Origin of the sequence: Endozoicomonas ascidiicola (assembly GCF_001646945.1) — a bacterium.
Taxonomy (GTDB): Bacteria; Pseudomonadota; Gammaproteobacteria; order Pseudomonadales; family Endozoicomonadaceae; genus Endozoicomonas; species Endozoicomonas ascidiicola.
The window spans coordinates 411665-420943 of sequence record NZ_LUTV01000001.1 but is presented as its reverse complement, the minus strand read 5'-3'; the positions used below and the strand labels follow the sequence as shown (position 1 = coordinate 420943).

6 protein-coding genes and 1 pseudogene are annotated in these 9279 nt (G+C 48.4%); 6 read left to right on the top strand and 1 reads right to left on the bottom strand.

All coding sequences use genetic code 11. The features are described 5' to 3' along the window. Positions 1-340 precede the first annotated feature (340 nt). The 6 genes from dapB (at position 341) to AKL11_RS01500 (ending at position 9084) form a co-directional block, all read left to right on the top strand. Positions 341-1144, top strand: coding sequence for a 4-hydroxy-tetrahydrodipicolinate reductase (dapB, locus tag AKL11_RS01525; RefSeq protein ID WP_095210081.1), 804 nt, complete (start codon positions 341-343; stop codon positions 1142-1144). A 387-nt stretch (positions 1145-1531) separates the two neighbouring features. Continuing rightward, positions 1532-2662 carry a glutamine-hydrolyzing carbamoyl-phosphate synthase small subunit gene (carA, locus tag AKL11_RS01520; protein WP_067514861.1) on the top strand — a complete coding sequence of 377 codons (1131 nt, stop codon included), beginning with the start codon at positions 1532-1534 and terminating at the stop codon, positions 2660-2662. Between the two features lie 45 nt (positions 2663-2707). After that, positions 2708-5953, top strand: a complete 3246-nt coding sequence (carB, locus tag AKL11_RS01515; RefSeq protein WP_067514859.1) for a carbamoyl-phosphate synthase large subunit — start codon at positions 2708-2710, stop codon at positions 5951-5953. Then, a complete protein-coding gene (gene greA, locus AKL11_RS01510; protein WP_067514857.1) occupies positions 5950-6426 on the top strand; it encodes a transcription elongation factor GreA in 477 nt (158 codons plus the stop codon). Before carB ends, greA begins: the two co-directional genes overlap by 4 nt. 479 nt (positions 6427-6905) lie before the next feature. Next, a complete protein-coding gene (locus AKL11_RS01505) occupies positions 6906-7928 on the top strand; it encodes a hypothetical protein (protein ID WP_067514855.1) in 1023 nt (340 codons plus the stop codon). Between the two features lie 58 nt (positions 7929-7986). After that, the gene (locus AKL11_RS01500) at positions 7987-9084 is read left to right on the top strand and encodes a hypothetical protein (protein WP_157673354.1); all 1098 of its coding nucleotides are present in this window, start codon (positions 7987-7989) and stop codon (positions 9082-9084) included. A 1-nt stretch (position 9085) separates the two neighbouring features. Here the strand turns inward: AKL11_RS01500 and AKL11_RS25500 are convergent. Beyond that, positions 9086-9279: pseudogene (locus tag AKL11_RS25500) on the bottom strand (hypothetical protein); the annotation flags it as partial.

Genomic DNA, 9279 nt, shown 5'->3' with positions numbered 1-9279 from the left:
TTGATCAGCCCTTTCTCAGGCTTGCYCAGAGTGCGGTATCGAAAGTGTTTGAGAGTGCCTGCAATCCATTGATAGCACTCGTCTTTTGACTTCCAACCAGGCTGTATCTGCGGTGTAGCCTGAAGCAGCTCCTCCACCTGCTGGAGCGATTTGATGAGCCGTGTGTCCATTATGATTTTCATCCAGTAATTTTGGACGAAAGATCAGAAATCACAGGCTCATTTCATTTTGGAAACAAGGGCTCCGTTCAGGCTCATTTCATATTGGAAGAGACTGTTGCTGTTTGAATCCAGTCCTATAGACTATCCTTCTTTTCTGGAAGAAATAAGGAAGGGGTGTCGTGACCAGAGTTGCCATAGTTGGAGCCGCAGGAAGAATGGGGCGAATGCTGATAGAAGCTGTTGCTAGTGATGATCAGTGTGCTCTGGGTGCTGCTATTGTCAAACTTGGAGATAACCTGCTGGGTGTCGATGCGGGTGATCTGGTGGGCGTTGAAACTCAGAGAGTCAAGCTCACTGATGATCTGGCTGCAGTAGTAAACGACTTCGATGTCCTGATCGACTTTACTTCCCCTGAATTAACTATGAAGCACGTTGAATTGTGCCGTCAGCACGGTAAAGGTGTTGTGATTGGTACCACCGGTTTAAGTGCTGATCAGAAAAATACGCTGGCGAAAGCGGCGGAAGAAACGGCCATTGTTTTTGCGCCTAACATGAGCATCGGTGTGAACCTGGTCTTTAAGCTGCTGGAAATGGCGGCCAAAGTGCTGGGAGATGATGCAGATGTTGAAGTCATTGAAGCACACCATCGTCACAAAGTGGATTCCCCTTCCGGCACAGCTTTGAAAATGGGCGAAGTGGTCGCTGATACTTTGGGGCGTGATCTGGAAAAATGCGCCGTTTATGGACGAGAAGGTTATACCGGACCAAGAGATCGAGAAACCATTGGCTTTGCCACAGTGCGTGCCGGCGATGTGATTGGTGATCACACGGTACTTTTTGCCTGTGAAGGTGAACGTGTTGAAATTACCCATAAAGCCAGCGGTCGTGAGATTTATGCTCGAGGCTCTGTCAGGGCAGTGAAGTTTCTTGCTGATAAGCAATCAGGCCTGTTTGATATGCAGGATGTGCTGGGCCTTAAGTGATACCAATTCTGTTTTTAAATTATGGGCTGCGCAGCTATTTTGATCGACTGGATCTGCGTTGAAGTTCCTCGCCATAGCTACTGCTATGACTCGTCTCTTCGCCTTGGCCAGTCGCCCAAAATAACTTGCTCGCTCCAAAATTTAAAAACGCCATTGGTATAAGTTTTGTTATTGTTATATGGACAATTGCTCCCTCTTGTGATCAAATAAGAAAAATTTGCATTGAATTTATAGTGTTGGTGGCAAAATGCACGCCCAATGATGAGACAAAAGCGAGATGGTTTTTTTTAAAAAACATCTCGTTTTTTTTGGGTCTGCAATCTGTATTGTCAAAAACCTGTAGCGTTCGGGGCATTGGAAACGCATTGTTAAGACGGGGAGGAACCTTTGACTAAGACGGCTGTTTTAGCTCTGGAAGACGGTAGTATTTTCCAGGGAATTGCCATCGGTATAGATGGTGAGACCAGTGGTGAGGTGGTATTCAATACGGCAATGACCGGATACCAGGAAATCCTCACTGACCCTTCCTATTCCCGCCAGATTGTAACGCTCACCTATCCTCATATTGGTAATACCGGAATCACTCCGGAAGATGAAGAATCCCCCCAAATCCACGCCGCCGGCCTGGTGATTAAAGATCTTCCCCTGTTAGCCAGCAACTGGCGCAGCAAAATCCCTCTCGATGAATACCTTAAATCCCGCAACATTGTCGCCATCGCCGGTATTGATACCCGCAGGCTGACTCGCATTCTGCGTGAAAAAGGTGCTCAGAATGGCTGCATTATTGCTGGCGATACTGCTGATGAGGCGGTTGCACTTGCCAAGGCTAAAGCGTTTCCGGGTCTTAAAGGTATGGACCTGGCGAAAGAGGTCACTGCTAAAGAATCTTATTCCTGGACGGAAGGCGTCTGGAGTCTTGAGACTGACAGCCACGCTGAAGTGACCGACTTGCCATTCCATGTGGTGGCTTACGATTTCGGTGTTAAACGCAACATTCTGCGTATGTTAGTACAACGGGGTTGTCGTCTGACGGTAGTACCGGCGCAAACACCTGCCAGTGAAGTGCTGGCCATGAATCCGGACGGTGTTTTCCTGTCCAACGGCCCCGGTGACCCCGAGCCATGCGATTACGCCATTGCGGCGATCAAAGAAATTCTGGAAACGTCGTTGCCAGTATTCGGCATCTGCCTGGGTCATCAACTGTTGGCTCTGGCCAGTGGTGCAAAGACCGAAAAGATGAAGTTTGGCCACCATGGTGCCAACCATCCGGTGCAGGACTTGGCCTCCAGTCAGGTGATGATCACCAGCCAAAACCATGGTTTTGCCGTAGCGGAAGATTCTTTGCCAGACACCTTAAAGGCGACCCATAAATCACTGTTCGATGGCAGCTTACAAGGTATTGAGCGAACCGATCGTCCCGCTTTCAGTTTCCAAGGGCACCCGGAAGCGAGCCCGGGGCCGCACGATGTTGCGTGTCTGTTTGACCGTTTTGTCGACATGCTGAAAGCAGCGAAATAACCATCCCGGCTCTCATTGAAAAGAATTAAGATTGCGTGAAATAAAATGCCAAAACGTACAGACATAGAAAGCATTCTAATCCTCGGGGCTGGACCGATCATTATTGGCCAGGCCTGTGAGTTCGATTACTCCGGCGCTCAGGCTTGTAAAGCCCTGAAGGAAGAGGGTTACCGGGTTATTCTGGTGAACTCCAACCCCGCGACGATCATGACCGACCCGACCATGGCGGACTCAACCTACATTGAGCCGATTCGTTGGGAAACCGTGGAAAAAATCATCGAAAAAGAACGTCCTGATGCGATCTTACCCACCATGGGTGGTCAGACGGCACTGAACTGTGCGCTGGATTTGTTCCATAAAGGCGTGTTGGACAAATACAACGTCGCCATGATTGGCGCCAATCAGGAGGCCATTGATAAAGCAGAAGACCGGCAGCTGTTTGATACAGCCATGAAGAATATCGGTCTTGCAACACCGAATTCTGGCATTGCTCACACCATGGAAGAAGCTCGTGCGGTTCTTGAGCAGGTAGGCTTCCCTTGTATCATTCGTCCGTCGTTTACCATGGGCGGTACCGGTGGTGGTATTGCCTATAACAAAGCGGAATTTGAAGAGATCTGTTTCCGTGGATTGGATCTGTCACCGACCAGCGAACTGCTGATTGATGAGTCGCTGATCGGCTGGAAAGAGTATGAGATGGAAGTGGTGCGTGACCGTAAGGATAACTGCATCATTGTTTGTGCCATCGAAAACTTTGACCCCATGGGCGTGCATACTGGCGACTCCATCACCGTAGCGCCAGCGCAAACGCTCACCGACAAGGAATACCAGATCATGCGTAACGCATCCATTGCGGTGCTGCGTGAGATTGGTGTTGAGACTGGCGGCTCTAACGTTCAGTTTGGCATCTGCCCGGATACGGGCCGTATGGTGGTGATTGAGATGAACCCGCGGGTGTCTCGTTCGTCTGCTCTCGCCTCAAAAGCTACTGGCTTCCCGATTGCCCGTGTTGCTGCCAAGCTGGCCGTGGGTTACACGCTGGATGAGCTGAGCAACGAAATCACCGGCGGTATTGTGCCGGCGTCGTTTGAACCGTCTATTGATTACGTTGTTACCAAGATTCCACGTTTTGCCTTCGAGAAATTTCCACAGGCTGATGATCGTCTGACTACACAGATGAAATCCGTGGGAGAAGTCATGGCCATTGGTCGTTCATTCCAGGAGTCTGTGCAGAAAGCACTGCGTGGCTTGGAAACCGGCGCCACCGGCTTTAACTCCATGTTTGATTTCAAACTGGATGATTGCTCTGCGGACGAAAAAGCCGATGCTTTATCCGTCATCCGTCGTGAACTGGTTATCCCGAAAGCGGATCGCATTTACTACGTTGCTGATGCGTTTCGTGCGGGCATGACGTTGGAAGAAGTGTTTGCCGAGTGCAAGATTGACCCATGGTTCCTGGTGCAGATTGAAGATCTGGTCAAAGAAGAAGCCGTACTGACCACAGAAACGCTGGCAACCATCAGCAAAGAGCGTCTGTTCCGTCTGAAGCAGAAAGGTTTCAGTGATGAACGTCTGGCACAAGTGCTGAACATTGATGAAGCTGAAGTAAGAAACCATCGTCGTCAGCTGGGTATCAAGCCAGTTTACAAGCGGGTGGATACGTGCGCGGCGGAATTTCAGTCCACGACAGCGTATATGTACTCTTCTTATGATGAAGAGTGTGAAGCAGAACCTTCCAACCGTGAAAAAATCATGGTGATCGGCGGTGGCCCGAACCGAATTGGTCAGGGCATCGAGTTTGACTACTGCTGTGTTCACGCAGCACTGGCGGCACGAGAAGACGGTTACGAAACCATTATGGTGAACTGTAATCCGGAAACCGTATCTACCGATTACGACACCTCTGATCGCCTCTATTTTGAGCCAATCACACTGGAAGATGTGCTGGCCATTATCGACGTTGAAAAACCAAAAGGTGTTATCGTCCAGTTCGGTGGTCAAACCCCTCTGAAACTGGCTCGTGCCCTCGAGGCGGAAGGCGTGCCCATTATCGGCACCAACCCGGAAGCCATCGATCGTGCGGAAGATCGCGAACGCTTCCAGCAGATGATCCAGAAACTGGATCTGTTGCAGCCAGCAAACGCGACAGTTCGCAGTGAAGAACAAGCGGTTGAGAAGGCAAAAGAAATTGGTTATCCCCTGGTGGTTCGCCCATCTTACGTTCTCGGTGGCCGTGCCATGGAGATCGTTGCCGGTGAAGATGAACTGAGTCGCTACATGAAAGACGCCGTACAGGTATCCAATGATAGCCCAGTTCTGCTGGATTACTTCCTGAATCGTGCGGTTGAAGTGGATGTGGATGCCGTATGCGACGGTGAGCGTGTGGTTATCGGTGCCATTATGCAGCACATCGAACAGGCGGGTATTCATTCCGGTGATTCCAGCTGTTCTTTGCCACCTTACAGTCTGAGCCGTCGTCATCAGGATGAAATTCGTGAACAGGTGCGTGCCATGGCGCTGGAATTGGGCGTTGTCGGCTTGATGAACGTACAGTTGGCGATTCAGGATGACGAGGTCTACGTAATTGAGGTGAATCCTCGTGCTTCCCGTACGGTGCCGTTTGTTTCCAAGTGCATTGGTCACTCTCTGGCAAAAGTCGCGGCTCGTGTCATGATGGGCAAGAGTCTGGAAGAATTGAACTTCACCACGGAAATTGTGCCGCCTTACTTTAGCGTGAAAGAGGCGATCTTCCCGTTCAATAAATTCCCGGGTGTTGACCCGATTCTCGGCCCGGAGATGAAATCCACCGGTGAAGTGATGGGCGTTGGTGCAACCTTCCCGGAAGCGTTTCACAAAGCTCAGCTGGCAGAAAACATGATGCTGCCTCAGGGTGGTAAAGTTATTTTGTCGGTGCGCGATTTTGACAAACCTGAAGTGCCCATGGTTGCTCGTCTGCTCATGGATATTGGCTTCGAGTTACTGGCGACTTCCGGTACGGCCAAGGTGATTGAAGAGGCCGGATTGCCCGTTACGGTAATTAACAAGGTGAGTCAGGGAAGACCGCACTTAGTGGACATGATCGTTAATGGTGATATAGCCTTCATGATTAACACCACTGAGGGGCGTCAGGCTATTGCCGATTCTTATTTGATTCGCCGTTCCGCTCTTACCAATAAGGTGCTATATACTACCACCATGGCGGGGGCGGAAGCGATTGCGCGTTCAATCGCATTTGGATCAGAGAGGCTGGTCAGACGTCTTCAGGATCTACACGCAGGTAACGTTGGATGAATAGAATTCCCATGACGGTGGAGGGCGAGAAGGCCCTTCGCGAGGAACTGACCCAATTGAAAAAGGTTGATCGGCCACGTATTTCTGCAGCCATTGCAGAAGCACGTGAGCTGGGCGATCTGAAAGAAAATGCAGAATATCATGCTGCCCGGGAACAGCAGAGTTTTGCAGAAGGTCGGGTTAATGATATTGAAGCCAAGCTGTCTAACGCCATGGTGATTGATGTCACCACCATCGCGAAAACGGGCAAGGTGATTTTTGGTACCACTGTCGTCTTGATCAATCTTGAAGATGATCAGGAAGTGGAATACAAGATAGTTGGTGACGATGAGGCGGAAATCAAGATCCAGAAGATCTCTGTGAACTCCCCTATTGCCCGCGCGTTGATTGGCAAAGAAGAGGGCGATGTAGTGATCGTCAATACACCGTCTGGTAGCGTTGAATATGAAATTGATGAAGTAAAACACATCTAGGAGGCTGACCGAGAATAGCGCCCGTAGCGAGGATGGTAGAAAATTGAGGATAGAAAATCTGTTTTGTGAAGTGAATAGTGGTGCTATTTGCTGAACAAAACAGGATTTTTAGCCCAATTTGCTACCACCTCACGACTGCATGGATGCAGGAGCTAGAGCAACGCAGGAGCAGTTGCCGCGTAGGGCAGCCTATTCTCGGTCAGCCTCCTGGTTATTCATTTCTTAGCGTGTTCTATAAACCGGCACTATATTGGTAGTGTCGGTTTTTTTATGCCTGTGAATTAAACGGGTAATGACTTTTATTTTGTTGTTTTAAAATTTCCCATTAGTTCCATTTCTGACATTGAAAAGAGGGTATGTATGACTCTTATAAGAAATGTGCTGTCAATCCTTGTTTTCCTTTTTAGCATTGTCGTCAATGTTACTGCTGAAGAATTGTCATTATTGCCAGCGGGCAGTTATCAAAAAGTTATAACGCGTTGATTAGAGAAACACATCCCGGGTGGTGGGGTAACTGGAGTCTGGATTCCTCAATTGCACCGGGTGCTATTGGCGTGATTGATAATACTACTGGCACCTTTCAATCATCCGGCCAGAGTCTTTCTGACATTTCACTGGCGACTAAAACGCTTTCTGAAGATATTAAAATATCGACCAGTCATGTGATTGGCCCGCAGGTTGTGTCGTTCAGTCTGGACGGTGATCATGAAGATGACAGCGCAAATATTGATTTGAAATGGCAGTTTACCCGTAAGGGCGCGATGCTGACGCAATGGAATTTAGGTCAGGAGCTGAGTTTAAAAAAACCTCTGGCAGTGATTGAGAGTAATAAGGATCTTTTGAAGGCAGTAGCGCAGGATATGGATATGTATGCTCCCAGCACTGGTGTATCGCAGGGGTTTGGTGTGATTACTGGTGTGCTGATGGCAAAGAGCGGGCTCAACGTGGCGTCAACTTCAAGCGCTTCACAATGGAGCATTACTGGTCAGGCGTCAGCAGTTCAAAGCCTGTTAGGAAAAGGTAGTGCGAAAGCGGGTTATTCCAGTGCGGGTGGTGATAATAATGTGATCAGTATGGTATGGCCTAACGAAGCAAATACGACGACGGATGAATTAGTACCCATCGCTTATACATTTGCCTCACTGAATGGTGAGCATATCATTCCTTTTTGGGTTGAAGAGATTGATGCTTTTGAGATTTCATTTCATAACAATGGCAGTTACATCGCTCTTATCAATCTGACGTACGACACGCCAGAGGGGCCTGGTGAGAAAAGCACTGAAGTAACTGGGTTTCTCAGTCGTACTATTGGTAATATCCCCCTCAATGCAACGGACTTAAAACTCAAAATTCAGTTTGTTGATGCGATTCCTCCAACGACCGAATATTACAGCTGGAGTACGCCACTCGGATCATGGCATACCGGTGAAAGACATATTGATATTTGGGGCTGGTGGCCTGGCTATCCGTCATTCACTGTTCGTGAACACCAGTCAAAGTAGGAGGCATCCTGTTTTGTTGATGCTATTAAGAGTTCTTATTGTATCGATGGGCTTGCTGATGACAGCTGTTTCTTTTGGCCGTAGTCATTTCAAGGCCATTGAGCCGGGTGTTATTACGCGAACATATAATGAATTAATCCGACGAAGTCACCCTAGCTATTGGGGGAACTTCAATCTCGACCCCTTGATTAAGCCTGGTGCTATCGGATTGATAGATCGAGACAGTGGCGTTTTCCAGTTCAGTGGTGAATATTTGCAGAACTTTGAGGTTATCACCTCGCCTTTAAGTGAGGTTATGAAGCTCTCTACTGAGCACGTGAAAGAATCCAAGCTTGAAGTGAATGCACAGGCTTTAAAAGCCGAGGTAGGACAGGCTGAGGTGAAGGCCAGCTGGACACTGAATAAAAAAGGAGCCATGGTCACCCGATGGGTTTTAACGGAGAAACTTCATCTAAAAGACGCTGGACGAGTGATTCGAGATAATCTGGATTTAATCAGATCTCTGGCCGACAGCGAGTCTATGTATGATTTCTCCACGGGTATTTCTCAGGGTTTTGGTGTTATTACTGGTGTGATTATGGGAAAAGGTGGGATGAATATTGCCTCTTTAAGTGATCGCTCCACATTTTCGATCAGCGGTGGGGCTTCTTCCATTCGCGCTATGTTATCCCACGCGTCTGGTGATGCAGCTTACAACTCTGTTGAAAGCGAAGGCAATGTGCTGAGTTTTGTCTGGCCCGCAGAAGAGTTAAAAAGTGATGGGGGGTTAGTGCCAGTGGCTTTTACTTTTGCCTCTCTGGATGGTGAAAAGGTGATTATGTCCTGGGTGCAACCAATCACTGATTTTTGGTTAATATTCAATAATTATGGTTCTCACTATGTTTCCATTAAGGTTGATTATTCCTCAGAAGAAGGTAACCAGCAAAAAGAAGAGGGGTTGATGCCTCTGTCAAAGCGGGAAGTTAATATCCCCCTGGATTCAACCAATGTGTACATGTCCCTGGACTACATGCGTATTATGAAAACGGTGCAGACGTATCGATGGAAGACCCCATTAGGCTCCTGGCCTACCGGGGTCCGGCATATTGATATTAAAGGCTCTTGGCCAATGTACCCGTCATTCTATATTCGGGAAGAAGCCTTTTCTTCCAAGTGATCTAGTGTAGTGCGCCGTTCTTTTTGCTGCTTAAGCGGCAATTAGCTCGAACTACCTTCTCCAGTATGTCATTAGCCTTGGCTGTCCATATAAACGGCTTGGGCTTCTCGTTATGTTTTTCGATATATTCCTCTATTGCCTCCACAAGCTCTGGAACACTTTTGAATACCCCTCGACGTAAACGCTGTGTGGTTA